At 38.2% G+C, this 26439-nt stretch carries 27 protein-coding genes and 1 pseudogene; 10 read left to right on the forward strand and 18 right to left on the reverse strand.

Annotation, left to right across the window (positions count from 1 at the left end; genetic code table 11):
* Positions 1–273: 273 nt before the first annotated feature.
* Positions 274–1164 carry a DMT family transporter gene (locus ABS917_RS17110; RefSeq protein WP_350480133.1) on the reverse strand — a complete coding sequence of 297 codons (891 nt, stop codon included), beginning with the start codon at positions 1162–1164 and terminating at the stop codon, positions 274–276.
* Positions 1165–1304: 140 nt separating this feature from the next.
* Between ABS917_RS17110 and ABS917_RS17115 the strand changes: the two genes are divergently transcribed.
* Positions 1305–2024 (forward strand): MgtC/SapB family protein, encoded by a 720-nt coding sequence (locus ABS917_RS17115; protein WP_350480134.1) that lies wholly within the window; start codon positions 1305–1307, stop codon positions 2022–2024.
* A gap of 14 nt (positions 2025–2038) precedes the next feature.
* Positions 2039–3028 carry a cation diffusion facilitator family transporter gene (locus ABS917_RS17120; protein ID WP_350480135.1) on the forward strand — a complete coding sequence of 330 codons (990 nt, stop codon included), beginning with the start codon at positions 2039–2041 and terminating at the stop codon, positions 3026–3028.
* 62 nt (positions 3029–3090) lie between these two features.
* Here ABS917_RS17120 and ABS917_RS17125 read toward each other — a convergent pair whose 3' ends face one another.
* The 3 genes from ABS917_RS17125 to yugI all read right to left on the reverse strand — a co-directional run bounded on the left by ABS917_RS17125 (position 3091) and on the right by yugI (position 6174).
* Complete coding sequence (locus ABS917_RS17125) at positions 3091–4254, reverse strand: iron-containing alcohol dehydrogenase (RefSeq protein ID WP_350480136.1); 1164 nt, start codon at positions 4252–4254, stop codon at positions 3091–3093.
* Positions 4255–4323: 69 nt separating this feature from the next.
* Positions 4324–5568, reverse strand: a complete 1245-nt coding sequence (locus ABS917_RS17130) for a Glu/Leu/Phe/Val family dehydrogenase (protein ID WP_350480137.1) — start codon at positions 5566–5568, stop codon at positions 4324–4326.
* 231 nt (positions 5569–5799) lie between these two features.
* Positions 5800–6174, reverse strand: coding sequence for a S1 domain-containing post-transcriptional regulator GSP13 (gene yugI, locus ABS917_RS17135; RefSeq protein WP_350480138.1), 375 nt, complete (start codon positions 6172–6174; stop codon positions 5800–5802).
* 246 nt (positions 6175–6420) lie between these two features.
* Here yugI and ABS917_RS17140 point away from each other — a divergent pair, with 246 nt between their 5' ends.
* Both ABS917_RS17140 and ABS917_RS17145 read left to right on the forward strand, forming a co-directional pair.
* Positions 6421–7749: a sodium-dependent transporter gene (locus ABS917_RS17140; RefSeq protein ID WP_350480139.1), complete on the forward strand. Its 1329-nt coding sequence runs from the start codon at positions 6421–6423 to the stop codon at positions 7747–7749.
* 115 nt (positions 7750–7864) lie between these two features.
* Positions 7865–8071, forward strand: a complete 207-nt coding sequence (locus ABS917_RS17145) for a helix-turn-helix domain-containing protein (protein ID WP_350480140.1) — start codon at positions 7865–7867, stop codon at positions 8069–8071.
* A 37-nt stretch (positions 8072–8108) separates the two neighbouring features.
* On the opposite strand, the gene ABS917_RS17150 is transcribed toward ABS917_RS17145, so the two are convergent.
* On the reverse strand, positions 8109–8369 hold the full coding sequence (locus tag ABS917_RS17150) for a DUF1871 family protein (RefSeq protein ID WP_251690447.1): 261 nt from the start codon (positions 8367–8369) through the stop codon (positions 8109–8111).
* Between the two features lie 78 nt (positions 8370–8447).
* Between ABS917_RS17150 and ABS917_RS17155 the strand changes: the two genes are divergently transcribed.
* Positions 8448–9623: a MalY/PatB family protein gene (locus ABS917_RS17155; RefSeq protein WP_350480141.1), complete on the forward strand. Its 1176-nt coding sequence runs from the start codon at positions 8448–8450 to the stop codon at positions 9621–9623.
* A 79-nt stretch (positions 9624–9702) separates the two neighbouring features.
* On the opposite strand, the gene ABS917_RS17160 is transcribed toward ABS917_RS17155, so the two are convergent.
* The gene (locus ABS917_RS17160; RefSeq protein WP_350480142.1) at positions 9703–9936 is read right to left on the reverse strand and encodes a hypothetical protein; all 234 of its coding nucleotides are present in this window, start codon (positions 9934–9936) and stop codon (positions 9703–9705) included.
* Between the two features lie 22 nt (positions 9937–9958).
* Positions 9959–10546: a peptidylprolyl isomerase gene (locus ABS917_RS17165; RefSeq protein WP_350480143.1), complete on the reverse strand. Its 588-nt coding sequence runs from the start codon at positions 10544–10546 to the stop codon at positions 9959–9961.
* Positions 10547–10734: 188 nt separating this feature from the next.
* On the opposite strand from ABS917_RS17165, the gene ABS917_RS17170 reads away from it, so the two are divergent.
* Positions 10735–11952, forward strand: coding sequence for an MFS transporter (locus tag ABS917_RS17170; RefSeq protein ID WP_350480144.1), 1218 nt, complete (start codon positions 10735–10737; stop codon positions 11950–11952).
* A gap of 122 nt (positions 11953–12074) precedes the next feature.
* A complete protein-coding gene (locus ABS917_RS17175; protein WP_350480145.1) occupies positions 12075–13925 on the forward strand; it encodes a transglycosylase domain-containing protein in 1851 nt (616 codons plus the stop codon).
* A 63-nt stretch (positions 13926–13988) separates the two neighbouring features.
* On the opposite strand, the gene ABS917_RS17180 is transcribed toward ABS917_RS17175, so the two are convergent.
* From ABS917_RS17180 to ABS917_RS17190, 3 genes are all read right to left on the reverse strand, one after another.
* Complete coding sequence (locus ABS917_RS17180; protein WP_350480146.1) at positions 13989–14549, reverse strand: YufK family protein; 561 nt, start codon at positions 14547–14549, stop codon at positions 13989–13991.
* 95 nt (positions 14550–14644) lie between these two features.
* Positions 14645–14839, reverse strand: coding sequence for a hypothetical protein (locus ABS917_RS17185; RefSeq protein WP_350480147.1), 195 nt, complete (start codon positions 14837–14839; stop codon positions 14645–14647).
* A gap of 120 nt (positions 14840–14959) precedes the next feature.
* Positions 14960–16459, reverse strand: coding sequence for a leucyl aminopeptidase (locus ABS917_RS17190; protein WP_350480148.1), 1500 nt, complete (start codon positions 16457–16459; stop codon positions 14960–14962).
* Between the two features lie 157 nt (positions 16460–16616).
* Here ABS917_RS17190 and ABS917_RS17195 point away from each other — a divergent pair, with 157 nt between their 5' ends.
* Positions 16617–17096 carry a divergent PAP2 family protein gene (locus ABS917_RS17195; protein ID WP_079524169.1) on the forward strand — a complete coding sequence of 160 codons (480 nt, stop codon included), beginning with the start codon at positions 16617–16619 and terminating at the stop codon, positions 17094–17096.
* Between the two features lie 79 nt (positions 17097–17175).
* Here the strand turns inward: ABS917_RS17195 and ABS917_RS17200 are convergent, their stop codons facing one another.
* From ABS917_RS17200 to ABS917_RS17225, 6 genes are all read right to left on the reverse strand, one after another.
* Positions 17176–17502, reverse strand: coding sequence for a YuiB family protein (locus ABS917_RS17200; protein ID WP_350480149.1), 327 nt, complete (start codon positions 17500–17502; stop codon positions 17176–17178).
* A 122-nt stretch (positions 17503–17624) separates the two neighbouring features.
* The gene (locus ABS917_RS17205) at positions 17625–18122 is read right to left on the reverse strand and encodes an NUDIX domain-containing protein (protein ID WP_350480150.1); all 498 of its coding nucleotides are present in this window, start codon (positions 18120–18122) and stop codon (positions 17625–17627) included.
* 166 nt (positions 18123–18288) lie between these two features.
* On the reverse strand, positions 18289–19500 hold the full coding sequence (locus tag ABS917_RS17210) for an NAD(P)/FAD-dependent oxidoreductase (protein ID WP_350480151.1): 1212 nt from the start codon (positions 19498–19500) through the stop codon (positions 18289–18291).
* A 150-nt stretch (positions 19501–19650) separates the two neighbouring features.
* A complete protein-coding gene (locus tag ABS917_RS17215; RefSeq protein ID WP_350480152.1) occupies positions 19651–20862 on the reverse strand; it encodes an EAL-associated domain-containing protein in 1212 nt (403 codons plus the stop codon).
* Between the two features lie 269 nt (positions 20863–21131).
* Positions 21132–22886 (reverse strand): methyl-accepting chemotaxis protein, encoded by a 1755-nt coding sequence (locus ABS917_RS17220; RefSeq protein ID WP_350480153.1) that lies wholly within the window; start codon positions 22884–22886, stop codon positions 21132–21134.
* Positions 22887–23208: 322 nt separating this feature from the next.
* Positions 23209–23583, reverse strand: a complete 375-nt coding sequence (locus tag ABS917_RS17225) for a HesB/IscA family protein (protein ID WP_350480154.1) — start codon at positions 23581–23583, stop codon at positions 23209–23211.
* Positions 23584–23794: 211 nt separating this feature from the next.
* Between ABS917_RS17225 and ABS917_RS17230 the strand changes: the two genes are divergently transcribed.
* Positions 23795–24487 (forward strand): DUF2225 domain-containing protein, encoded by a 693-nt coding sequence (locus ABS917_RS17230; RefSeq protein ID WP_350480155.1) that lies wholly within the window; start codon positions 23795–23797, stop codon positions 24485–24487.
* A 52-nt stretch (positions 24488–24539) separates the two neighbouring features.
* On the opposite strand, the pseudogene ABS917_RS17235 reads toward ABS917_RS17230, so the two are convergent.
* Positions 24540–24832 (reverse strand): annotated as a pseudogene (locus ABS917_RS17235) (NifU family protein).
* 28 nt (positions 24833–24860) lie between these two features.
* On the opposite strand from ABS917_RS17235, the gene ABS917_RS17240 reads away from it, so the two are divergent.
* Entirely contained in the window at positions 24861–25193 is a 333-nt protein-coding gene (locus tag ABS917_RS17240) for a YuzD family protein (protein ID WP_008409039.1), read from the forward strand.
* Between the two features lie 96 nt (positions 25194–25289).
* Here ABS917_RS17240 and ABS917_RS17245 read toward each other — a convergent pair whose 3' ends face one another.
* The gene (locus tag ABS917_RS17245) at positions 25290–26357 is read right to left on the reverse strand and encodes an NAD(P)/FAD-dependent oxidoreductase (protein ID WP_350480156.1); all 1068 of its coding nucleotides are present in this window, start codon (positions 26355–26357) and stop codon (positions 25290–25292) included.
* Positions 26358–26439: the final 82 nt, after the last annotated feature.

Raw genomic sequence — 26439 nt, forward strand, 5'->3', positions numbered from 1 at the left:
TGAAATCTATTGTTTGCTTCATTTAAGAAGCTTGTTTCATTAACGTTGCTTGTTCAGTTTTCAAGGTTCATTGTGTTCCTAAAAGGAACTTCTCAATGTTATCATTTCATAACTATTATGTCAATAACATTTTCTAATATTTTTTCGCTTTAATAGCGACTTCAATTAGTATATTGCAATGTTTTAGTGAAGTCAATAGTTATTGCGAAATATTTTTGAAGTAACCATCCTCTTAAGGACAAGTAATAATATACCTCAAAAGGATGGTTAAAATCAAGCTTTTTTTCTGAAAAACTTTTTCATATCTACTACAAACAACATAATCCCTAAAATAACGACCAATCCGCCAACTATTTGGGAAACTGTCAAATATTCATTAAAAATAAAAATCGCAAGTAACGCTGCACCAACCGGTTCAAATAAAATCGCAATCGAAATTACATTCGTACTTGTCCATTTCAATGCCCAGTTGAAAAGATTATGCCCTAATAAGTTTGGAATAATCGCCAATAAAATAAACCACATCCAATCAATCGCCGGATATGGACCGAATGATTCCCCTTTTACAATAATATAAAAGAATAAAGTAATTGTACTTACGGTATACACGACCATCGTATAAGTAACAAGAGACAATCTTTTCCGTACATCTTGCCCGAACAATAAATAGCCCGTAATTAAGGCACATGCAATCAATGCTAGTATATCTCCATAAAGTGCCGTTCCGCTAATTTGAAAATCTCCCCAGCTAATCAGGACGCTGCCTAAAATCGCAATGCCCCCTGCAATAAATGTCTGGAGCGTTATTTTTTCTTTGAAAAATAAATACGTTCCGATAAATGCAAATAGTGGCTGCATTGTTACCAATACAGTAGAACTGGCTACAGAAGTGTAATTTAATGATTCAAACCATAATATAAAATGAAAAGATAAAAATACCCCTGCAATTGATGAAAATATCCAATCACGTTTTGACAGCACTTTTATTTCACTGCTATATTTCATTAAAAACCACGGAAGCATTATCAAAATCGAAAACAACATACGATAAAATGCAATAACGCCAGCATCTGCACTTGCAAGTTTTACAAAAATCGCAGAAAGGGAAACAGAGATTACGCCAATTATAATAGGAATATACGGGTGGATTGGTGGTCTTTCCACTAAAACCCCTTCTTTCTATATATATATCTAATACGAAATATTTTGCGATACCTCATATTCACATTATCAAACTATACCTTATTAAAGAATTTTTTTCGAGAGGATTTGAATTCCATTTAAAATGAAGGAGATGTTTGGATATGGAATGGTTAGCAAATGATAAATTTACAATAGAAATTTTATTAAAATTACTAATTGCGGCAACACTAAGTTTAATTATTGGTATCGAAAGGGAATTGAAAAAGAAGCCAGTCGGTCTAAAGACAAGTTTAGTAATCGCGACATTCAGTTGTTTACTTACGATTATCTCGATTGAGACTGCCTATACAACTCCTGCACGGGACGATATTAACATTACGATGGATCCATTACGTTTAGCCGCGCAAATTGTAAGCGGTATTGGTTTTTTAGGTGCCGGTGTTATTTTACGTAAAGGTAATGACAGCATTACCGGACTTACGACAGCCGCCATGATTTGGGGAGCCGCCGCTATAGGGATTGCTGTAGGCGCAGGTTTTTATATTGAAGCATTTATTACGGTCATTATTGTCGTATTGGGAATTGAAGTTCTTGCTCCATTCCTATTGAGGTTCGGTCCAAAACGTCTAAGAATGCGTGAAGTTTCTTTAATTATTAATACAGACCAAGCAGACAATATAAAAAATGTCGTGGATTATTTGAGGGAACATGATATGTATATCGATAATATTTCAATTCGAGATGTACCATTAACCGAAAAACTATTACATGAAATTGATATACGATTATCTACCGTCGAAACGAACCATACTATCGAACTTTATAACCGGCTTCGGAAATTGGATTATGTAGTAAATATTAAAATCGAATATTTAGATTAACGGAGGAAAACGCAATGGGAGAATTTTTCAGATTACTAAAGGATGGTAATAAGCCTTCCTTACTCGCCGCATTCGTCAATACATTTCTAGGAACAATTAAAGGGGTTGCATTCTTCTTTACCGGAAATGTTGCGATGTTTGCCGAAATGATGCACTCTTTCGGGGATGCAGCAAACCAATTTTTCGTATTCATAGGATCTGCCTTAGCAAAAAAGGCTCCTACCCCAAAATTTCCGAATGGATACGGGCGTATTGTTAACTTAGTCTGTTTGGGTGCCGTTTTGATTGTAGCAATCCTTTCATATGAAACGATTAAAGAAGGATGGCACCATTTCATGCATCCTGCGACGGAATCATCAGGAATTTGGATTGCCCTTGGTGTATTGGCGATCGGTATCATATTGGAAGCATTCGTTTTAAATAAAGCAGCTAAAGAAGTGCTTCATGAAGTTGGAGTAGAACCTAAAGGGATTACAATTCTCCAGTCCGCAAAATATTTAAAGCGCGCAAAACCGGCCACAAAACTTGTTTGGATGGAAGACTTAGTGGCAACTTCAGGTAATGTCCTGGCGTTTTTAGCAATTATCATTGCGTATTTCACAGGCTTCTACCGATTGGAAGGATTTATTTCAATGGTAATCGGTTTAATGATGTTTTATGTAGTAGGTCGTGTCTTTTTAGATAATGCGCGTGGTGCAATCGGTGAAACGGATGAGGAAATGCTTGTGCATATCGGAAACCTCGTTATGCAAGATCCACATGTAACAGATATTGCACGACTTGAAGTAATTAAAGAAGGCGAATATTTACATGTTGAACTTATTGCTGAGACAGATCCGAATTTATCACTCGCCTATTTAGATGATGTACGTGACCATTTAACAACATTGCTGTTAAACCAAAAAGGTGTAACAAAAGTTACAATGGCGTTCGATAAGGATAATGGCGAACGCAGCTGGACACATACCGTAACAAAACCTGAATCTGAAAAAGGTATGATTTAATTGAATCTTTAATTTAAAAAGGAAGCTGGTCCACTATTCGACCGCTTCCTTTTTTCACGTTCTTATAAAGACATTTCTAAAATTTTACGTACATCGTCTGCTTCAAGTTTATTGAAGTTACCGAATGGACCATATACCAGACAATGTTCCACCATTTGTTCGAAGTATGTCGCATCAATTTCATAGTCAGCCAGGCGATTCGGAGCACCAAGAGATGTCCAGAATGCTGATAATGCATCAATACCTTCCAATGCAACTTGTTCCTCTGTTTTGTTTGTCGGATCAATATTGAATACATTGACGGCTAATTTTGCAAAACGGGCAGGGTTCACATGTAGATTATGCTTCATCCAGTTAGGAAATAAAATAGCTAAGCCGCCTGCATGTGCGATATCGTAATACGCTGAAACTGCATGCTCAATATTATGTGTTGCCCAGTCACCGCGTGAACCTAATGCCAGGAATCCATTTAACCCGATTGTTCCTGCAAGCATTAATGTTTCACGATGCTCGTAGTTAGACGGATCTTTCAATGCTTTTGGCGCAACATCAATCAGCGTACGTAAAATCCCCTCGCTCATTTCATCTGTAATCGGAGTGTTTGCCGCATTATTGAAATACTGTTCAAAAATATGCGACATTGTATCAACAACACCATTTACCGTTTGGTTTGCCGGCACTGAATAAGTATAAGATGGATCTAAAATCGAGAATTTCGGGAAAGTTACCGGACTGCCCCAGCCATACTTCTCTTTTGTTTCCAAATTCGTAATAACCGAACCTGAGTTCATTTCAGATGCTGTCGCAGCTAATGTTAAAACAGTCGCCAATGGTAATGCTTCAGTTGCCATTACTTTTCTTGTGACGATATCCCAAGCATCCGCTTCCACCTTTGCACCTGCGACGATTAATTTAGAGCAGTCAATTACCGAACCGCCCCCTACTGCTAATACAATATCAACCTGATTTTCTTTACAAATTTCAATACCTTTACGCGCTGTTTCCACCCGAGGGTTTGGCTCGACACCTGATAATTCGAATACGTTCATATTCAAGTCATTTAAAATGGTCATAATATCATCGTATACACCATTTGATTTAATGCTTCCTCCACCATACACAATTAAAATGTTCCGGCCGTATTGAGGAAGTTCTTTTCGTAAATGTTCGATACTCCCTTTACCAAAATGAATCTTTACTGGATTATAAAATGAAAATTCGTTCATCAATGGTTCCCCCTATTTTTCAAAAAAGTCCCACTCCAATAATAGGAGTGAGACTTAATAATATAATGATTATACCCATCCACGGAAGCGAGAGGCCTCGGCAGTGCGGCGTACACCTACCATATAAGCAGCTAAACGCATATTAATATTGCGGTTTTGTGCTGTTGTGTAAACATTTTCAAATGCAGTAGTCATTTTTGAATATAATTTTTCACGTACTTCTTCTTCCGTCCAATAATAACCCATATTGTTTTGAACCCATTCAAAGTAAGACACCGTTACTCCACCAGCAGATGCTAAAACGTCTGGTACTAGAAGTATACCGCGCTCTGTTAAAATCTTTGTCGCTTCAGCTGTTGTCGGACCGTTCGCTGCTTCTACAACAATGTTTGCTTTAATTTGATGTGCATTGTCTGCTGTAATTTGATTTTCAATGGCAGCAGGCACTAAAATATCGCAATCCAGTTCTAAAAGCTCTTTGTTTGAAATTGTATTTTCAAACAATGTCGTTACCGTTCCAAACGAATCACGGCGATCTAATAAGTAATCAATATCCAAACCGTTCGGATCATGCAACGCACCGTGTGCATCTGAAATACCAATAACTTTTGCACCTAAATCACTCATAAACTTCGCTAAGAAACTACCTGCGTTACCGAAGCCTTGAATAACCACTCGTGCACCTTTAATATCGATATTGCGTTTTTTTGCAGCTTCTTCGATGACAATTGTAACACCTTCTGCAGTTGCACGGTCGCGACCTTGTGAACCGCCAAGAACGATCGGTTTACCTGTAATGAATCCTGGCGAGTTAAATTCATCCATACGGCTGTACTCATCCATCATCCAAGCCATAATTTGAGCATTTGTAAATACGTCAGGTGCCGGAATATCTTTCGTCGGACCAACTACTTGACTGATTGCACGAACATAGCCGCGACTTAATCGTTCAATCTCGCCCATTGACATTTCACGTGGGTCGCAAATAACGCCACCTTTACCTCCACCGTATGGAAGATCAACAATGCCGCATTTTAACGTCATCCACATCGAAAGCGCTTTCACTTCTTCTTCCGATACCATCGGGTGGAACCGTACGCCACCTTTTGTTGGACCTACTGCATCATTATGCTGTGCACGGTAACCAGTAAATACTTTTGTAGTACCGTCATCCATTTTTACTGGAATACGCACAGTCAACATACGAACCGGTTCTTTCAATAATTCATACATTGCTTCATCATAGCCTAGTTTATTTAATGCCTCATGAATTACTTCTTGAGTTGATGTAAATAAGTTCAAATTTTCAGCCATTTTATAATTCGCCTCTTTAAATTTTGATTTATTTGGGTCTTTCCGCCAACATTGTAACACACTTTATTCAGAGTTTGTTAAATATTTAGCCACATTTTATACACTTTTAATATTTTCGTTGATAATTGACGAAGAAAGCGCTTTTTTCACGAATTTTGCTCAAAACTGACCAATTAACCCCATATAAAAAACATGTTCAACTTATTTAAAAATAAATTGAACATGTCCCGCTTAATGTCCGGATTGTTCGATCCAATCTTTCAATTTTTCCTTTAAAATTTGAAAGCCATCCGCATCCACTTCATCAACCCGATCTTGCAAAGTACGCCGCGGCTGCATATCTCTTTTCCGGTGGAACGGTACTTCCTGCAATTCGCGTATCGATAAGCTTATTTTTTTTTGATCTGTATCCACATCCAGAACTTTAACTTCTATTTCATCCCCGACGGATAAAAAATCACTTACATCCTTCACAAAACCGTATGTGATTTCAGAAATATGCACAAGTCCCTGCGTATATTCATCTAAAGCAACAAAAGCTCCGTATGGTTGAATTCCTGTCACTTTACCCGTTAGCACGTCACCCACTTCAATTTTTTTTGCCATACTTTGTTCCTACCTTCTTTTCGTATATACGTAAATGTCATGTTAAATTATAACATATGAGACGGGCTGTAACAAAGAATCGCTTTAATCTAGCGTTTTTAAGTCATTAAATAAGAGTCTTTCTAAAAAAATGTGAAAATATTTTACCTTTCTATATTTGGATTCAATAAATTCACAAAACTTTTTGCTAAATACGTGAATCGTATTGTAAAATGAGTAATTGCATATATATGAGGAGGTTTTGTTTTGTCATCTAGAGATCAATTTACATCTAAGATAGGTTTCATACTTGCGGCAGCAGGAAGCGCAATCGGTCTTGGCGCGATTTGGAAGTTCCCCTATATGGCGGGCACGAATGGCGGTAGTGTATTTATTATTTTGTTTGTTATATGTACAGTTTTAATTGGCTTGCCGATATTAATCGCGGAATTTATGATTGGGCGACGCGGTCAAAAAGATCCGATTACATCGTTTAAAGAGCAGGCTCCAAATAAACCATGGTTTATGATCGGTTGGATCGGTCTTGTAGCATGCGGGTTAATATTATCCTTCTATAGTGTTGTAGGTGGTTGGATATTAAGCTATATACTTCGGGCTGTTAGTTTTTCACTAACAGGTCAAGGGGTTAATTTCAGCACTTTGTTTACAGATATTATTTCCAATCCATGGGAAGTCTTAATCGCACAAGCAGCTTTCATGCTATTAACTTTATTCATTGTACAAGCCGGTATAAAAAACGGCATTGAAACAGCAAGTAAATGGATGATGCCGATTTTATTCTTATTTTTCATTCTGCTGTTTATCCGTTCCATTACATTGGATGGTGCGATGGAAGGCGTTAAGTTCATGTTCATTCCAGACTGGTCATACTTGAACGGCGATACGTTAATGTTAGCGTTAGGTCAAGCATTCTTCTCTCTTAGTATTGGAGTTGCGGCAATGATAACATACGCATCTTATTTATCTAGAAAAGAGAAAATTGTAACTTCTGCAGTCAATGTAGCGAGCATGAATATCGCTATTTCTTTATTGGCGGGCCTTGTAATATTCCCTGCCGTATTCGCATTAGGCTTTTCTCCTACAGAAGGACCGGGCTTAGTATTTATTATGATTCCAGCTGTTTTTGAGCAATTGCCATTTGGCGGGTTTTTATTGCTAGTATTTTTCATCTTACTTCTGTTTGCGACAGTTACTTCTGCGATTGCATTGCTGGAAGTGGTCGTTTCAATAGGTATTCGGGAAAAAACAGCTCAGCGTAAAAAAGCCTCTTGGTTATTAGCATCAATTATTTTTGTCATCGGTATTCCAAGTGCTTTATCATTCGGAATCTTATCGGATATCACCATCTTTGAACGTTCCATTTTTGACTTTGTCGATTATGTAACGAGCGCGATTTTAATGCCGATCGGTGCCTTTTTAACATCTATTTTTGCCGGATATTATTATTCAAAGAAAATATCTCGTGAAGAAATGCTGGCATCACCAGTTGTTTATAATTGCTGGCTGTTCATTGTACGCTATGTAGCCCCGCTTTCAATTGCAGCTATCTTTATTAATAAAGTTTTCTTTAGTTAAACTTGAAAAACTTGTTCGATATGAAATTCGAGCAAGTTTTTTTTATTTTTACAATTATGAGGACTTTATAAGTTGTTGTTCATATGATAGTAAACATACGGGGAGGAGATGGGAAATGAAATTGCAGTTTCAGGAACAGTTAAAAACTTTACGTTCGGAAAAGAATTTATCAATTGAAGAGCTTTCATTACGAACACAAGTAAGTATGGAGAAACTGGCAGCCTACGAAAACGGTGAGCAAATTCCTTCAACCCAAACCATTTTAATTTTATCGACTGTTTTGGAAGTACCGGTTTCTAACTTAATCGACGGATTACATTAAAATGCGGGCGACCTCAACTTACAGGTCGCCTGCATTTTTATATAATACACTTCGCTTCGAATTTTACGGCAATTAATTTATATGCGATTGCAACACATTGCTCAAAAGGAATCCATTGTTCGAAAGAATATTCATAAACTCTTTGAATGACTTTCGCCAATGTAGTTGGATCGTCAATATTTTGAAGCGCAGCGACAACATCCGCCGTTTCAGTAGCATAACTTTCGGAACCGTAGCTAAAAGGATCCCACTGTTCCAATAAATGTACACATTTTTGATTCATTTCAATATTATCCATTCGATTCACCTAACTACCTCTTATAATAGTTAGTATGATACCATAATCTGAAAGAAATCATAAGAAAAGAGGATTCAAATGTCTATTTTTAATAAAGTTCATGAGCGTCGCAGTTCCGCATCTGTAAAATGGGATATGATGAATGTCGTCTACAATTTAAAAGATACAACAGAATTACTGCCGATGTGGGTAGCAGATATGGACTTCCCTCCGCCTGCAGCTTTAACAGAAGCGTTAAAAACTCGATTAGAGCATCCTATATTCGGCTACACCTTTGCCGATAATGATGTAAAAAATGCGATTGTTCACTGGTATAATACCCGCCATCAATGGACGATTGATCCAAACACGATTATTTTCCAGCCTGGTGTTGTCCCGGCAATCGCGACCGTTATCGAAACATTTACGGAGCCTGGCGATAAAATCGGAATGTCCACACCGGCGTATCCGCCATTCACAAACGTACCGGCTGCTCAGAAACGTGAAGTCGTGACATGTGAATTAACTGAACAAAATGGCCATTATACGATGAATTTTGAGGAGCTTGAGGAAATGTTCCGCTCCGGTATTAGACTGTTTGTTTTATGTAATCCGCATAACCCTATCGGTATTGTATGGAGCCCGGAAGAGCTTGAGCAGTTAGTTGCATTATGTATTCAATATGATGTGTATCTATTATCCGATGAAATTCATGCTGATATTTCAATTCAAAAATCGTATACACCTGTATTAACATTAGCTAATGCAAACGAGGCAAAAATCATCACATGTATTGCACCAACTAAAACGTTTAATATTGCAGGAATTCATGCCGCAATGATGGTTGCACCAGACCGAAAACTATTTACGGAAATCGAGAAGAATACGCAGGCACACGGGAATTTAGGTTTAAATACATTTGCTTCGACTGCTGTAAAGGCTGTCTATACAGAAGGTGCAGCCTGGTTGGATGATCTTCTTATTTATTTAAAAAACAATATGGAATATGTTGCGAAAGAATTGAACGCTATTGAAGGACTTGAAGTGGAAATTCCTGATGCAACGTATTTAATGTGGATTGACTACCGCAAAACAGGTATAGAAGAAAAGGAACTAATGGCACGCCTTCTATCAGTAGGACAAGTTGCGTTAGATCCAGGGACAAAATACGGAGAAGCAGGAAGAGGCTTTCTACGTATTAATGTTGCTTGTCCATTTGAACTGTTGCAGGACGGGGTTGAACGCATTAAACGAACGATTGCTACATTCGAATAATCAATCAAAAGGGGCAGCCCGGAATTATTAATTTCCGGACTGCCCTTCTTCTATTACATCATTTTGATTATTGTTTTTATTATTCTTCCTTAGCGTTTTCTTTAGCGATACGCGCATCACGTTCTCTTAATGCGCGTTCTTCTAAAAGTTTAGCCTGTGCAGCCTGGCGGGCAGCGATGCGGCGGACGAACCGGAATGTAAAAAAAACAATAATCAGTAATATGGCGAATTCAATTGCAGCGGGAAGATACAAAGACTTGTCTTCCGGGAAATATAAAAAGCCACCAGAGAAATTCATTAAAAATTGGTTCACTTGCCCACACGTCCTTTAAAAATTAGTCAATTACAGTGATTGACTCAATTTTAACATCTTCTTTAGGCTTATCGTGCATATTTCGGTCAACTTTAACAATATTGTCAACAACATCCATACCTTCAACAACTTGGCCAAATACTGTATGCTTGCCGTCTAACCATGGTGTACCGCCGTTTTGTTTGTAGAACTCAACTTCTTCTTTTGACCAGCCGCGCACTTCCATTTGTTTTAACATAGATACTTCAATTTGAGGTGCTTGAACGATGAAAAATTGAGAACCGTTCGTGCCAGGACCCGCATTTGCCATTGATAATGCGCCGCGGATGTTCATTAATTCAGGTACACACTCATCTTCGAATGTACCGCCCCAAATAGATTCGCCGCCCATACCAGTACCAGTTGGGTCGCCACCTTGAACCATGAAGTTCGGAATTACACGATGGAAAATAATACCGTTATAGTAGCCTGATTTTGCATGACCTAAAAAGTTTTCAACTGTTTTTGGTGCGTGCTCCGGGAATAATTTAATTTTGATTGAACCCATAGTTGTGTTCATTTCTACCATTACTTCACCTGGATTTAGTTCTTTCGATAATTGTGGAAACATTTTTGTCTCTCCTTTAAATAAATTGTGGAATGGATGGGTATAGGTATAGAAACCAAACTTCCCCTTTAATACCAAGTCCAAGTTTACCATAACTCTAATATTTTAAGCCACTAACTTGCGGAGGACTTCCTTCGTATTACGAAATAAGTTATACTAAATATTAATTAAAAAGGAAGAAAGTGATATTTTTGAAAAATATGAGACATAATTTCATCATCATTTTAATAGCAAACTTTATTGTTGCGGCGTCTGTTACGATGATTATGCCGTTTTTGTCTTTATATATTGATACCCTCGGCGACTTTACAGATAGCTATGTGCAAACATGGGCAGGAATAATCTTTGCAGCAACATTTATTTCCGCATTTCTAATGTCTCCGATTTGGGGGCGAATTGCTGACAAATACGGGTACAAGCCTATCATGATCATCAACTGCTTCGGCGTTGGGTTAAGTATCTTTTTAATGGGCTATGTTCAAAATGTCGAGCAGTTCTTTCTACTGAGGCTTGCGATGGGTGTTGTAACCGGCTTTATCCCTACTTCCATTGCGTTCATTAGTAAGCATACTCCTAAAGAAGTGGCAGGGAAAACGCTCGGGACATTGCAGATGGGCAGTGTTGGAGGAACATTATTCGGTCCTGTATTAGGGGGCTTGATGGCAGATACTTTTGGGTTTAAGTACACTTTTCTCATTACAGCAGTCACAATTACGATTGCGGCGGTTATTATCATTTTCGGCATTCATGAACCGACCATTATCCGTAAAGTTAAAAATGCCATTTATTCACGGAAAAATGTAATTTGGGCTATTTTCCATCATCGGCTTATATTAAATGTAATGTTCGTAACTTCACTCATTCAGATCGGGAACTTTAGTATTCAGCCATTGCTGTCCCTTTACGTGTCTGAACTTACCCCTTCCCAGGAAGTAGCCATGCTCGCAGGCGTTACCTTTAGTGCTGCTGGGCTTGGTAATATATGTTTCGCGAGATTTTGGGGGAAATTAGCCGACCATTATGGATATGAAAGAATTTTATCGTACTTGTTAATCCTTGCCGTCGTTTTCATTATTCCACAGGCTTTCGTTACTGAGCTATGGCAGCTTATCATACTACGTTTCTTATTTGGTATTATATCCGGCGGCCTCATTCCAATTACGTCCGCGCTTATTCGCCGTGAAGCACCGATTGAAGTGCAAGGCGAAATTATGGGATACAACCAGAGTTTCCGTTTCCTCGGCAATATTATCGGACCGGTATTAGGTGGGGTTGTAGCAAGCTTTGGCGGAATTCATTCCGTGTTTTATACGACCGGTCTATTATTTTTAATCGGCTTTGTCATCATGTCCTTTTTGAAAAAGCTTCCGACCCAGTACATGGATGAGATGTTGAAAAAACATGTTTAAATGTACAATGTATATATGCTATCCTTTAAAAAACAACAAATGATTACGCTTAATACGTTTTCGTTTTGTTGTTTTTTGTTTGGACAATTTTAATGAATATCCTATTTGGGGGCCAATTATCCATGAAACAAATTTTCGGCTATATTGTTATTTTATGTAGCATTCCTTTACTACTTCTGATCGGAAATGAGGCTTGGAAAGAAATTGCGAAAGCAGACCAGTATGAACAATTAATCAAGAAATCAGTTGAGCTCCCTGAAGTAACTTCAACATCACCCATTACTTTATACGATGCAAACAGCAAAATTTTCAGTGAAGAATATACTGAATGGTCTCAACCACTTCCGCTGGATGAGGTCCCTGAAATTGCAAAACAGCTATTTATATACAGTGAAGATGAAAGTTTTTATGAACATATCGGTTTTGATGTGAGTGCAATTGCCCGCGCTCTCATCGCAAATAAATCGGAACAGTCCATTCAACAGGGCGGTTCCACCATTACACAACAGCTTGTACGCATGCGTTATTTAACAACCGACAAAACATATGAGCGGAAATTGATGGAGCTTTTTTACGCCTACGAAATCGAAAAATCTTTTTCAAAAGACGAAATTTTTGAGATGTATTTAAATGAAATGTATTTCAGCAATCAAGTGTACGGAATTGGAGCTGCGGCAACTTATTATTTCAATCGGCCGTTATCAAAACTTTCTATTCCCGAAATTGCTTTTATATCGGCTATTCCGAATAATCCCTCATTATATGATCCGGTCGTGCACTTCGAAAATACAAAAAGCAGGCAGGAACGGTTAATCGATAAACTGTCAGAGCATGAGGTTATTACAGCTGATGAAGCAAAAACGTTTAAAAATGAACCGATTCAATTAAATATTAAACAAAAAGCACAGCAGTATCCGAGCTACAGTACATTCGTTTTACAGGAGCTGAAATGGCTCATTGCCGAACAAACTGGTTACCGCGAAAAGATTGACAATACATCCGATAAAATGGAAAAGGAATTTCTGCAGCTAGAGCTGAAGAAAAAAACGGACGAAATTTTACGTCAAGGTGTTCATGTATATACTGCGCTGCAACCTGAGAAACAGCGACAGGATGAAGAGGCCATTAACCGGGTTTTACCGAAGACCGATTTACAGGCAAGTGCAACGATTATTGATAATGAAACACGTGAAGTGATCAGTATTTTTGGCGGGAAGGACTATAGAAAGCATGATTTACACCGTGCATTCCAATCTCCAAGACAGCCGGGGTCTGCATTTAAGCCGATCAGTGTGTTTGCCCCTTACTTTGAAGAAACATCCGCAACACAATATTCGATCGTAAATGGCGGTCCGTACTGTGTCGGGAATTTCTGTCCCGAAAACTATGGACGCATTTGGTACAACAACATTACCGTGGAAACAGCTTTCAAAAACAGTATTAATACAAGTGCTTTACGATTGTTTAATGCCATTGGTGTTGATACTGCTTTTCGTTATATTAACCGGTTTCATTTTGAATCGATCATCGAAAAAGACCATACATTTGCCGCAGCATTGGGCGGGTTAACATACGGGGTGACTTCACTGGAAATGGCCGATGCTTACTCCAGCTTTATCGACGGCTATTATGTTCCTGTTCATACCATTCGTAAAGTAACAGATTTAACAGGAGAAACGATTTTTAGCTGGCCGCGCAAACGGGAGGAAATATGGTCTGCATCGACCACGAAAACGATGCGCAGCCTTTTGAACGAAACGGTGGCTACCGGAACAGGGAGAGGTCTTTATAGCTCATCTGGCTATATCGGAGCCAAAACTGGAACGACAAACGAATTTAAAGATTATTGGGTTGCCGGACTGACGAATGGCTATACGGCAGCCGTCTGGATTGGCTACGATCAGCCCCGTTCAATGGAAGCAATCGAACGCGCAAAAATTCATTTTTCTATATTCAATGCAATAACAGAATAAAAAAAGCTTGTTAGTTTTAAATAGCGCACCTCCCCCGCTAAAATCCTAACAAGCTTTTTTCTGCTATGCGAACGGCAAGCTCGCAAGAATTCCGTTGTATAGCTTAATAACGGCATAGACGACGAGAGCCAATAATAGAAACCAGGTAAGTACTTCATAAAAGATTAATCCGACTACACCTGGAATGGACATATACTGACTCTTCTTATAAACGTTGTAAATAAAGTAACAAAAAATCGTGAACATAAAAATGCCGATTAAAATCGGTAAGGATTGACTACCAATTACCGAAGCAAATGCTCCAAAAAAGAAGATGACATATCCACCGCGTGCAGCATGGATCGTTTGCCCTTCTTTATCTTTTGAGAAGAACAGCATCCCAAGCTCATGAATCGTTTCCCCGATCAGCTTCAATGCTGAAAAAATCATGAAAAATAGTAGCACAAATACAATCAGTAATACGAAACGCAGCTCCAGATCCGATAAAAATTCACGCATTCCATTATAGACACCGATTGCATGAAGTAGTTGTAGCGATTCTGATATGGCCAACATACTGAATGAAAAACTGAATAATATAATGGTAATGAATGGTAAGTAGCCATACAAATATGGATTTTTCATAATTTCGTTCCCTCAAAACTCGTAATATTTCTTTTCCTCATCATAGCTAACAATGAGGGGACGAGCAAGCCTCTCCTTATCTACTTACCGCATTCTTACCAGTAGCGTCTCGGATAGCGCGGATAATAAGGTGGATAGTAGTAATTAGGCGGATACGGTTGATAATAAGGCGGATACGGGCCGTAACGATTATTCAATGAACCTCCTAAAAAACCTCCTAAAAAGCTCCCTAAAAATGGAACCCCAAATGGATATCCGATTCCAAAACCTGGATTATAGCGATTAACCATGTTCATGTCCTCCTCCCTTATGAATAGTGTATTCATAATTATGAGAGCCGCTAGTCACCCGCCTAAAAATAAAAAAGATGCCTTGCAAGTTTTTCATTGCAAAACATCCTGTCATGTTAATTAATTATCGCGCAATTCCACCAGTGTTGCCAAAGTACGCACCATTACACCTGTCCCGCCTTTTGGCCCTAATACATGCGGTGCATCCGCATCAGATGTCCCTGCAATATCAAGGTGAACCCAAGGCGTACCTTCTGCAAATTCCCCAACAAAGCCGCCGCCGAAAATCATATGACCGTCACGACCAGGCGAGTTGTTTAAATCTGCCACTTCCGATTTCCGGATACGTTTTTTATCGCTTTCTGTTAATGGTAAGCGCCATACGAACTCACCTGTTTCAAGTGCCGCACCCATAAACTCTTCGAAAAATTCTTCATTATTAGTTAAAGCACCTGTTTTATCTTTACCTAATGCAACGATTACTCCGCCCGTTAATGTCGCTACATCGATTAAATAGTTAGCTCCTTGCTGTTTCGCATATGTCATAGCATCTGCCAATACTAAACGACCTTCCGCATCTGTGTTTAATACTTCAACCGTTTTGCCGTTGTACATTGTAATAACATCATCCGGCTTAAATGCATCTCCTGATACCATATTGTCTGTAGAACCGATTACGGCAACGACATTCTGTTTCGGTCGTGTTTCGCCGATAATACGCATAGCTCCAAGAACAGCAGCCGCACCACCCATATCACCTTTCATGCCGACCATGCCTTCACGCGGTTTTAATGAGTAGCCGCCTGTATCGTATGTTACTCCTTTTCCGACAAAGCCGATCACATCTTCCCATTCCGGTTTCCCTTTATATTTCAATGTAATTAAACGAGGCTCTTCTACAGAACCTTTATTGACAGATAAAATACCGCCCATACCCAGTTCTTCCATTTGTGCTTTGTTTAAAATCTCAACCTCTAAACCATAAATATTGGCAAGCTCTGTTGCATAATCCGCCAAATCACTTGCTGTCAGTAAATTAGGAGGCAAATTGATTAATGTACGCGCTTCATTTACCGCATCCGCATAAATTTTCCCTACTTCGAAATTACCGATCACATCTTCCATATTCACTTCCGTAACAAATTGAATTTGATCAAAATACGTTTTCGGCTCATTTGAAGATGTTTTATAATTTTGTACTGAATAATAGCCTAAATTCAAACCTTCACCAGCTAAATACGCAACTTCCGCTTCTTCCAGCTGATCTGTTGTAAACGATTCCAACCAAACTGCCGCGTCGCTTACTTTTGATGCCTTCAGTTCTTTACCAACTGCTGCAAATACTTCACGTAATTCGTTTGATGTTATATTTTTCCGTTCACCGAGACCGACAAAGTAAATACGTTTAAGTGAAGAGTGGCCGCCTGAATACGGTAATTTCGTAATTTTTTTTATGTCTGATGAAATTTCAGCTGAATGCAGCCATGTGTCAATGATCTCTCCATAAAATTCACTAAACGCTGACCATTTTTTCATTTGTTCACGATGTTTTTGTACTCCGATAATCAATGTTTCAGAAGTTTGTGTTTCAAACGTTTTTGCTGTAGATTCAATATTCATAGTTAAAAACCTCCTAATGTATAGTTTCATTATATACAAATTTTATTAATTCGGGTAACGAAACATCCAATAATTTTTATTTTTCTGCAAGTTTAAATTCAAACGATTTTAGGGAAAATGATATAATTATAGCAATGAGGAGAAAGTAGGTGTAATTATCGAACTTCTACAAAATACGCCGCTTTGGCTTGGGGTTTTCGCGATTGTTTTTGCGCAAATTTTAAAAGTACCGATTCATTTTATCGTAACGAAAAAAGTGGATTGGAGCTTGCTGACATCTACCGGCGGAATGCCAAGTTCCCATTCTGCAGCTGTAACAAGTGTTGCTACGGCGGTCGGTATCGAGACGGGATTTGATTCACCGACTTTTGCTGTTGCAGCGATGCTGGCGGGAATCGTCATGTACGATGCTAGCCATGTACGCTTTCAGGCTGGACAACACGCGGCCGTTTTAAACGAACTGCGCCACGATCTCCGTTTGTTTTTTGATGAAATTAAACGTTGGCCGGAAATGAATGAGCAAGAAAAAATAGAGGATTTAAAAACATTATTAGGTCACAAAAAAAGTGAAGTATTCATCGGAGGATTGGCTGGGATTGTTTTTGCGGCTTTATGGTACACCATTCAAGTATTATAAAAAAAGGGGTATGTTAAAGGCTAAACCGGCTTTAACATACCCCTTTTTTTTTGCGTTGCTAATATTCCGCTGAAGTAAACTAGAACATGCGATATCCTGCTTTGCGCAGCGCAATCATAACAAAGCCCGAAACGATTGCCCCGCCAAAACCACCAGCTAAGATGATGATATCCACGAGCTGTAATGCTTGAATTTTATCGATTAAAGCCGGAAATGCTGTCCCTGCCTTAAAGAAATAATCCAAAAAGCTTACTTCATCAATGATAAAAATTACTACAATCGGATAGACAATAGCCATCAACCATGTCATCCGTAATAACATATTCAATAAAAAGCCGATACCAAAAAACATGACAAAAAATAATACGACGGAAATGATTACTTGTACTAGCGAAACATCATTCATGTTATGTATACCCCCATTAATCTATCATAATTTTACATGATATAACGGGTCCTTTCAATTCAACATCCAAAATAACGTACAGAATACTAATATTGTCAGAGTTCCTTCATAAAGTAAATCGTTTATTTTTTATAAAACAGATGGTATTCGCTATATCCGAATACATCCCCCGGGTTCACACCTTCAATAATCGGGTGAATATGTTGTGCTGCATGCTGGTTGGCCATTTCTCTGAGCATAACTGATGACAGTTCATGGTGAATAATTTCACTCGGTGCCATCCAGCATGCTTCACCGATTTCTCTTTCCTGCAAAGTAAAAGGCTGATCATTATCGACCGGTTTACAATAAAAAATCGCCATATTATCACTAATATCATTCAGGATCACACCGGAACGGAAGCCGACAAGTCCCTTTACTTCGCAAAGAATCCCTGTCTCCTCCAATACTTCACGCATCACAGCTGTCGTAACTGTTTCGGCTGGCTGGACAAATCCTGCCGGTAAAGACCAGGCCCCTTTTAGTCCCCCATACGTTTTTTTTACGAGCAGCCATTCTCCTGCTGAATTTTCAACTATTGCGGCAACCCCAAGCCAAACTTTTCCTCGATCCTTTTTCATAAATAACAATCCCCTTTGCTATGATGTTAGAGTGAAACTTTAAACAGCGCTGATTTTCTTCAACCCCCACTGATTAGAACCTGCTCAAGTCTTGATTCCCGTTAATACGGTGTAAAAAAACTTGCAAAGGAAGCGTTACACACTCGTTTGCAAGTTTGAATTTCGTTTATATAAATTTGAATTTCCCTTTTTTCAATGTTAAGCCGACACCGCCGACTAAATATAATGCTCGGTCATCTACGACTTTCTTTAATGCTGATGCTGGCTTCCCTTTAAATTTACGACCAAATGCTGTTCCAATGGCATCTTCCTGACCTAATGAACAAACAGCTCCTTTATCATCGTAAGCGAATACTTCTGTCGGCTCATCATTCATTAAATGCTTTATATTTTTGGCAATGATCTCACCTTGCTGCATCGCGATTTGAGCTGTCGGCGGGTAAGGTCTGCCTGCTTCCTCATTCAGTAAAAATGCACAGTCTCCTACTACAAAGACATCATCAAAGCCCGGTGCGCGCATATCTTCCCGAACTGCAATACGTGCACGGTTCGATTCAATACCGGAAGACTCGATTAAAGCATTTCCACGTACTCCTGCAGCCCATACAACTGTACCGGCTTTAATGAATTCCGTGTTTTCTTCCTCTTTTTTAATGTTTACACCTTCTGCTGTTGCTTCCACAATCGGTGTGCCAATAGAAAATTCCACACCTTTTTTACGCAGCTGTTCCTGCGCATAATCGACTAGTTCCGGATCAAATCCAGGTAATACAGTCGGTGCTGCTTCTACACAAAGAAGACGTACTTTTTCCTGAGGGATATCAAATTCTCTGCAAAGCTCAGGAATCCGGTTACCGAGCTCCCCTAAAAATTCTATGCCTGTAAAGCCAGCCCCACCTACGACAATCGTAAGTTTACTGTCGTCTTTCACTTCATCCAATGTCCAAGAAGCAAACTGATACTCGATATGCTCGCGGACTTGGCGTGCGGTATTGATATTCGTCAATGATAATGCATGTTCCTTCAGTCCAGGAATGCCGAATGTTTCCCCTTCGAAGCCTAAGCCAATCACTAAATAATCATACGAAAACTCACCAGCTGAAGTTTCTACTTTCTTTGTATTGACATCAATGTTTTCTACATTGGCAATGACGAACGTTACATTGTGATTAATGACTTTTGAAATCGGATACCGTGCTTTATCCGGAGAAATCGTTCCTGCACCTACTTCATGCAGCCAAGTTGTTTCATAATGATAGTCGTTTTTGTTCACTAAAATAATTTCTGCTTCATTTGTATTGATTAACTTTTGAAGATTTACAATCGTTGTTAATCCTCCGTACCCTGCGCCTAATACTAGAATTGTCGGTCTTTTCATTCAATCAAACCCCTTCATTTTAATGAACCGGCGCTATAAATCTATCAGTCATTTTTATAGAACGCCAGTAAACGGTTTTTTACTGAAATACTAACATAATAGTAGCGTTTTTCCTGTGTGATTTCAAACATATGATTATTATTCGTTCAGTCAATTTACAATATTATGTTCATATAAATAATCGTATTTAATATCAATAAACAAAAACTCTTCGTTTGAAATGGCCATTGAATACGTGCGTGTTAACTCGCCTGTTTCAATATCACTGTAAACCGAAGACAACTCGCCTTTATTGTCTTTTGTCATTTTAATAATGTTCAACAGGAAGTACGGTCGCCAGCTCCAGTTTTTACCGATGATTTCTTCTTGTTTTTCCCATTTTTCATCGATCCAGCGGATATTCGGGGATGTTTGGAAACCATTGCTGTCACAAATATAAATACGAAATGCGCATTTTTCCAAAGCATTTGCCAGATGCATCAGTTTATCAATTTGTGATGTAGATGGATTGATTTGATCGACTGTTGAACAAATCATACGTTCAAGACGTTTCATTTCCTCATACTTATGCAGAAGCAATTTCTTTTCCGTAGCAATAAACTGTTCACAATCCTTGCGGAAACGTTCTTTTAAAGAATCGCGTACTTGCAGCTCTTTATGCGGCATTTGTAAATAAGGCCCTTTGAAATAACGGGTACCGTTTTTCCATCCGTGCTGTAATTGATAGACCGTTTCAATATTCTCGACTAATAATTGCGTCCCCATCTTCACAGCAAGTGTACGAATTGTTGAAAACGCATGGTTTTGCGCGCCCCATAAATTATAGTTCAACTGGCCGACATTAATTTTAAGAATAGCGGGTTCGAGCAGTAAAATATTTTCAAGCTGTGTTTGTGAGCCGACATCTGCCAATGCAATTTTAATGCCATATGTTTTAATATAGCGAATTAAATGCTGCAGCTGATTCATCTCCCCTTCGTAAAGATGTTCCGTCATGACAAGGGTAATATTTCGAAGGTTCGATTCAGCGACTGTTTCTTTCAGCATCGTAAAATAACTTTCCCCAAAATCCAGCAAAAGCAGTTCGGGGTTGCACGGGATATACAAACCAACATCATCAATTAAATGGGCGACATTTTGCAACGATCTGCGAACAAAGATTTGTTCAATTTCTGCTCTAATGTCTGCTGGTACGTCTTTTTCATATGTAAATTGCTCGATATTGATCGGCTCTTTTTCATTTTCACTTTCCACTTGGCCTATCGCTTCATAAGCCACAATGCGATGTCCATCTGCACTATAGATTGGCTCATATAAAATTTCGATTTGATCTAACTTATCCAGTAATTCTAAAACACTCATTTAAAAAAGCCCCCTAGCAGTATGGTGATAAATCTATAATAATTCAAACCTTATAATAATACAAAACCATCTAATAAAACATAGTTATTTTATAGGAAATATAAGTTTTAAAATAATGATAATTTATTCTTCATATGAAAAGGTGGAAATATCAATATTCATGAAAAAAACCTTTAGCGGAAGTTTACTGCTAAAGGTTTCGAGATTCGTTACATTTTATTATATGGTTGCTCTTGTCCATACGTGCTGCCTATTCTTATTGTTAAAAATTAAAGTTTAAACTCTCTCACTAATGTATTGAGTTCCTCTGCTAAATTGGCAAGCTGTTTCGAACTCCCGGCTACTTCCTCCATTATACTGCTTGTTTGTTGAACAGATGCTGCTGTTTGTTCAATGCCAGCCGCAGATTCTTCAGATACCGATGCAACTTCTTCAACAGAACTGTTCATCACTTGTGTACTAGCTGAAATCTCTGATAAGTTTTGGCCGATCGTTGCAATACTATTCACCATTTCATTTACAGCATTACTAATTCCTTCGAAAGTTTTACCTGTTGATTCAATTTGTGTTTTTCCTTGCTCGACTTCTTTATACCCTAATTTTAGTGAGTCAGACACGAAAAAAGTTTCCTTTTGAATATCGTCTACGATACCCGTAATATCTGTTACAGAATTAGATACTTGCTCAGCTAGTTTTCTTACTTCATCAGCAACTACAGCAAATCCTTTTCCGTGTTCTCCAGCCCTTGCAGCTTCAATTGCAGCATTTAAAGCAAGAAGATTTGTCTGATCTGCTACATTCTTAATGACTGTAACTAGGTTTGATATTTCCTGTGATTGCTTGTCCAACCCTGCAACCTTTTGAACGGATTCATTTACAATGGAATGGATTTTTTCCATCTGTTGAATTGATTTTATCATTAATTCCGATCCGTCATTAGTCATATTTAATACGACTTTTGAATTCTCCTCTATCCGTAATCCATTCTCATTTGCATCATGGACTCTTTCGACAAAAATATTCATTACCGAAGCTAATTCACTTGCATGATTAGCCTGTGTTTCTGAACCAGCAGCTAATTCTTGCATAGTAGATGCCACTTGTTCCGATCCCATTTTCACTTCATCGGCAGATTGTGATAGTTCTTCACTTTGACTTGTTAATGACTCTGAAGTTTCGGAAACCTTTTTTATCGAATTTTTAAGATTTTTATGTAATAAATTAATGGCATCCGCCAATCTGCTTATTTCATCTTTTGATTTTACTAGCAGCAGTTCTTTCGTCAAATCACCATTTGCAAGGTACCCCATCTGTTCCGTTACTTTAATGATAGGCTTAGTTATTAAATTTGCATAGAACCAAATGATGATTACCCCTAAAATAATTGAAATACCCATAACAACAAGAATAATATTCAACAACTCTGTAGCAGGTTGATTAAAATCCATCATATAAGTACTTGCAGTCACTACCCAATCCCAGTTTGGATCTACTTTTGAATAGGAAACCTTCTCTTCAATTTGTTCTTTATTATTTGGTAATGCTGAATTATAAAAAGTAAATCCACCACCGTCATTCGCTATTTCAATCATCTCTTGAGCGAATTTCACTCCATTTTCATCCTCATCATCCCATGCACTAGCACCCTCTTTAGATGGATGCGCAATACGAGTTCCATCTTGACTGTACACAATCATATAGCCATTTATACCAAGATCAATTGAAGAGTTTATAGGTCGAATCCCATCCCCGTTCTTTTCGCCTAAAATAATCTCCTTCACTTTCTCTTGAGCACTTTCAAGTGAAATAGTTCCTTTTTCAACTTCCGAATTATAAGCATCAATTGTAGCAAGTGTAAATTCAACACTGTTTTGCAAGTTTGTTTTACCTATTTGTTCTAAGCTAGTAGAGCTTTTCTGGTAACTTGCCACTCCAATTACAATCATCGGAACAATCAATAGTAAAATAGAGATTCCAATTAACTTTGATTTAATAGAAGAGTTAGATTTTGTTTGTTTTTTCAACTTATATACACCCCTTATATTTATATATTTAAATTTTATTTGTACTGTAACTAATTAACCTCCCTGTTTATAGAATTATTTAACTATTACTCCCGATAAAAAAAGAGTATAAATTACTCTTATATAACTATAAATTATAGATAAAAGTACTATTATTGATTCCCGATTGTTATTTTAACCTAATTTTTTACTTAATCCAACATATTTTTACATGATATACTCTTTCAGTTGTTTATTTTCTTTTTAAGACAAAAAAAAAGCCTCCTTGATTTGTCATGTTTAATAACATCACAAATCAAAGAGACTCGCTATTCACAATCCATTACTCACATGGTTGCTCTTCTGCCGGACGTGCTGCCGCTTTAAAGCTTGTGCCGCAGCCGCATGAAGCAAGTGCGTTCGGGTTGTCGATTGTGAAACCGCCGCCCATTAATGATTGTTTAAAATCAATTTTCGTGCCTTGTAAAATACCCGCATCTTCCTCGGATACGATAATTTGAATGCCGTGTTGGTTGTCAACGAAATCATCGTCATTTATTGTTTGCTCAAATGCCATACCGTATGAAAGGCCACTGCAGCCTCCGCCTTTTACAGCTACACGCAGACTCGCATTTTCTTCTTCGTTATGAACCATCATTTCTTTGACTTGAAATGAGGCCGCTTCTGTTAAAATGATTACTTGTTTTTCACTTGCCATTCCAGTCACCTTCTTTCTTTTATTTATCATATCAATTGTAAAAGCTATCTGACAACAAAACTGCTCTCCCTGATTATATTCCTGCATTGAGTAAAAAGGGATAAGGATAAAATACCTAAAAAATTCACACAAATTCAGTAAATTACTCACAATTCTTTAAGTTTCCTTGCTATAATAAGGAAACATAATTAAACGAAAGGTATGAACCTTTATGGAAATTTCCCCATTTTACGAAAAGACAGTGAACTGTATTCATTGTAAGAAAAATTTTTCAACACTTAAAGTTCGTACCAAGTCCATAAATATTGAACATACAGCATCCGACTTTCAACCAGTCTATACGGACAATAACGTGAATGGTTTATATTATAATGTTTTTGTCTGTCAACATTGCGGGTTTTCGTTTACAGAAGACTTCAGTAAATATTTTGCTCCAGGTGTGAAAGAACAAATCAATGAAAAAATTTGCAGTCATTGGGTACCGCACAGTTTCAGTAAAGAACGTTCGGTTTTTGAAGCAATTCAAACCTATAAACTTGCATTGTTTTGCGCAACGATCAAAAAAGAAAAATTCGTCATTACTTCCGGCTTGGCATTGCGCTTGGCGTGGTTATATCGATCATTAAAAAATGTTGGGCAGGAACAGCGCTTTTTAAAATTGGCCCGCGATCATTATATGGAAAGCTATTCCACGGAAGATTATGCAGGTACTACAATGTCGAGCGTACGAATTGTGTATATGATTGCCGAATTGTCCCGTCGTCTTGGGGATTATGAAAACGCCACACGCTTCTTTTCCCGTGTAATTGAAAGTCAACGTGTAGGCGGTGAAGCCAAACTTGTTAATATGGCTAAAGAGCAATGGGAATTAGTTCGTGAAGAGCGCGGTAAAATCGCCCAATAAAACAGAGCTGCCAAGTAAGTAATAACTTTCTTGGCAGCTCTTTTAATTTGAATTAGAAAACTTGTTCTACTTCGACGATACCCGGCACTTCTTCAAGTAGTGCACGTTCGATACCTGCTTTTAATGTGATTGTAGAACTTGGGCAGCTACCGCATGCACCTAATAAGCGCAATTTAACGATACCTTCTTCAATATCTACCAATTCACAGTCTCCGCCGTCACGTAGTAAAAACGGACGTAATTTATCTAAAACTTCTTGTACTTGTGCATATTGTTCTGTTTCTGTCATTTTGCTCGACTCCCTTCATTAAAATCATTATAATGTGAAGGAGCAAAAAAATCCATTATTGAATAACGAAAGGTTGGAATTCCTATGTCACAATCTCATCCAGTTATAGAAGTTTTCGGCGCTGACATCATCTGTGCCAGCTGTGTAAATGCACCATCTTCCAAAGATACATATGAATGGCTTCAAGCGGCAATTTCACGAAAATATCCGGAACAGCCGTTTACTATCCGCTATATCGATATTGAAGGTGTAATTGATAATGAACGTGATCAAGATTACGCAAACCGTATTCAAGAAGATGAATTTTTCTACCCTTTAGTTCTTGTCAATGATGAAGTAGTTGGTGAAGGCTATGTGCAGATTAAGCCTGTATTTACAGCGCTTGAATCAGCTGGCTTTGTACCAACAGAAGAATAAAATATTAACATAAACAAAAAATTCAATTTTCTCCTTGAGGAAATTGAATTTTTTCGTTTAAAGCCAAATTGATTTCCTTTGCAGGGACGCTCAATTTTAGTTTTCGTTTTGCTTTTTATAGTACCAAAGCAGACCCGACTTCATAAGGCGTGCAATACGTCCTGTTACCGTTGTATCAGCTAGATGAACGAAGCCTTGCTTTTTACCAAGGGAGCCCATAAAGCCTTTCATTTTGATTTCTGAAAGCTTTTCTGGAAGCGGCTCGCCTTTCCAGCGCATTTTTAGAACTTTAACGATTCGTTCGCCTTGTTCTTCTGCCAGTTGCGCTGTTGGAGGTAAATGAGATGAAGCACAGTCTCCTACTACAAATACATTTTCATCCCCAACTACATGATAATGATCGGTAATGATCGGACGATTGAATTTATCCTTTTCAACATCAAGTTCACGAACAATTTTTACAGGCTGTACACCAGCTGTCCATACGATTACGTCAGCTTCAATTACTTCATCATGGTTATATAAACGGCCTTCTTCAACACGCGTAATATTCGATTCTGCAATTACATCTACGTTGTGTTTAATAAACCAAGACTTAATATACTCACTTAGCTTTTCCGGGAAATCGCGTAAAATACGGTGTGAGCGGTCAAATAATTTAATTTTCAAATCCGAACGGCTTTCGCGTAGTTCACTTGCAAGTTCTATTCCTGAAAGACCTGCACCAATAATGGCAACTGTCGAACCAGGAGCTAATCCGCATACTTTTTCAAATGTTTTACGTGATTTGGCGATTGTTTGAATGCTATATGTGAATTCATCGGCACCCGGCACTCCATGATATTTATCAATACAGCCTAAACCAATAACAAGCTGATCATAAGCAAGCTCTTCGCCGTCACCCAAGTAAATTTTTTTATCTTCACGGTCGATGCGTACCACTTCTCCGTACACGCATTTTAAGCGCTCATGTTCCGGAAACGCAACACGGACTTCCTTATCTGTTGATGTACCTGCAGCAAGTGCATAAAATTCTGTTTTCAAACTATGGAATGGTGTACGGTCAACCAATGTAATTTCTACATCTGCTGGTAAACTTGGTAATAGACGAAGTAAAATTCGCATATTTCCGTAGCCGCCACCTAATAATACTAACTTTTGCATAGCATATTCCCTCATATCTGTAAGTAATCAATTATGAAGCTTTGACGCATCATAATTGTGTTCACAAAGTTTCCATAAGTAT

Origin of the sequence: Solibacillus sp., from assembly GCF_040273735.1 — a bacterium.
Lineage (GTDB): Bacteria > Bacillota > Bacilli > Bacillales_A > Planococcaceae > Solibacillus.

Bases quoted from the DNA above. Each gene is read 5' to 3' on its own strand.
- ABS917_RS17245 (WP_350480156.1), bottom strand. From the start codon at position 26,357: ATGCAAAAGTTAGTATTATTAGGTGGCGGCTACGGAAATATGCGAATT.
- ABS917_RS17240 (WP_008409039.1), top strand. From the start codon at position 24,861: ATGTCACAATCTCATCCAGTTATAGAAGTTTTCGGCGCTGACATCATC.
- ABS917_RS17210 (WP_350480151.1), bottom strand. From the start codon at position 19,500: ATGAAAAGACCGACAATTCTAGTATTAGGCGCAGGGTACGGAGGATTA.
- ABS917_RS17165 (WP_350480143.1), bottom strand. From the start codon at position 10,546: ATGTTTCCACAATTATCGAAAGAACTAAATCCAGGTGAAGTAATGGTA.
- ABS917_RS17145 (WP_350480140.1), top strand. From the start codon at position 7,865: ATGAAATTGCAGTTTCAGGAACAGTTAAAAACTTTACGTTCGGAAAAG.
- ABS917_RS17130 (WP_350480137.1), bottom strand. From the start codon at position 5,568: ATGGCTGAAAATTTGAACTTATTTACATCAACTCAAGAAGTAATTCAT.
- ABS917_RS17120 (WP_350480135.1), top strand. From the start codon at position 2,039: ATGGGAGAATTTTTCAGATTACTAAAGGATGGTAATAAGCCTTCCTTA.
- ABS917_RS17150 (WP_251690447.1), bottom strand. From the start codon at position 8,369: ATGGATAATATTGAAATGAATCAAAAATGTGTACATTTATTGGAACAG.
- ABS917_RS17215 (WP_350480152.1), bottom strand. From the start codon at position 20,862: ATGAGTGTTTTAGAATTACTGGATAAGTTAGATCAAATCGAAATTTTA.
- ABS917_RS17185 (WP_350480147.1), bottom strand. From the start codon at position 14,839: ATGGTTAATCGCTATAATCCAGGTTTTGGAATCGGATATCCATTTGGG.
- ABS917_RS17125 (WP_350480136.1), bottom strand. From the start codon at position 4,254: ATGAACGAATTTTCATTTTATAATCCAGTAAAGATTCATTTTGGTAAA.
- ABS917_RS17175 (WP_350480145.1), top strand. From the start codon at position 12,075: ATGAAACAAATTTTCGGCTATATTGTTATTTTATGTAGCATTCCTTTA.
- ABS917_RS17225 (WP_350480154.1), bottom strand. From the start codon at position 23,583: ATGGCAAGTGAAAAACAAGTAATCATTTTAACAGAAGCGGCCTCATTT.
- ABS917_RS17230 (WP_350480155.1), top strand. From the start codon at position 23,795: ATGGAAATTTCCCCATTTTACGAAAAGACAGTGAACTGTATTCATTGT.
- ABS917_RS17200 (WP_350480149.1), bottom strand. From the start codon at position 17,502: ATGAATGATGTTTCGCTAGTACAAGTAATCATTTCCGTCGTATTATTT.
- ABS917_RS17180 (WP_350480146.1), bottom strand. From the start codon at position 14,549: ATGAAAAATCCATATTTGTATGGCTACTTACCATTCATTACCATTATA.
- ABS917_RS17115 (WP_350480134.1), top strand. From the start codon at position 1,305: ATGGAATGGTTAGCAAATGATAAATTTACAATAGAAATTTTATTAAAA.
- yugI (WP_350480138.1), bottom strand. From the start codon at position 6,174: ATGGCAAAAAAAATTGAAGTGGGTGACGTGCTAACGGGTAAAGTGACA.
- ABS917_RS17155 (WP_350480141.1), top strand. From the start codon at position 8,448: ATGTCTATTTTTAATAAAGTTCATGAGCGTCGCAGTTCCGCATCTGTA.
- ABS917_RS17190 (WP_350480148.1), bottom strand. From the start codon at position 16,459: ATGAATATTGAATCTACAGCAAAAACGTTTGAAACACAAACTTCTGAA.
- ABS917_RS17205 (WP_350480150.1), bottom strand. From the start codon at position 18,122: ATGAAAAAGGATCGAGGAAAAGTTTGGCTTGGGGTTGCCGCAATAGTT.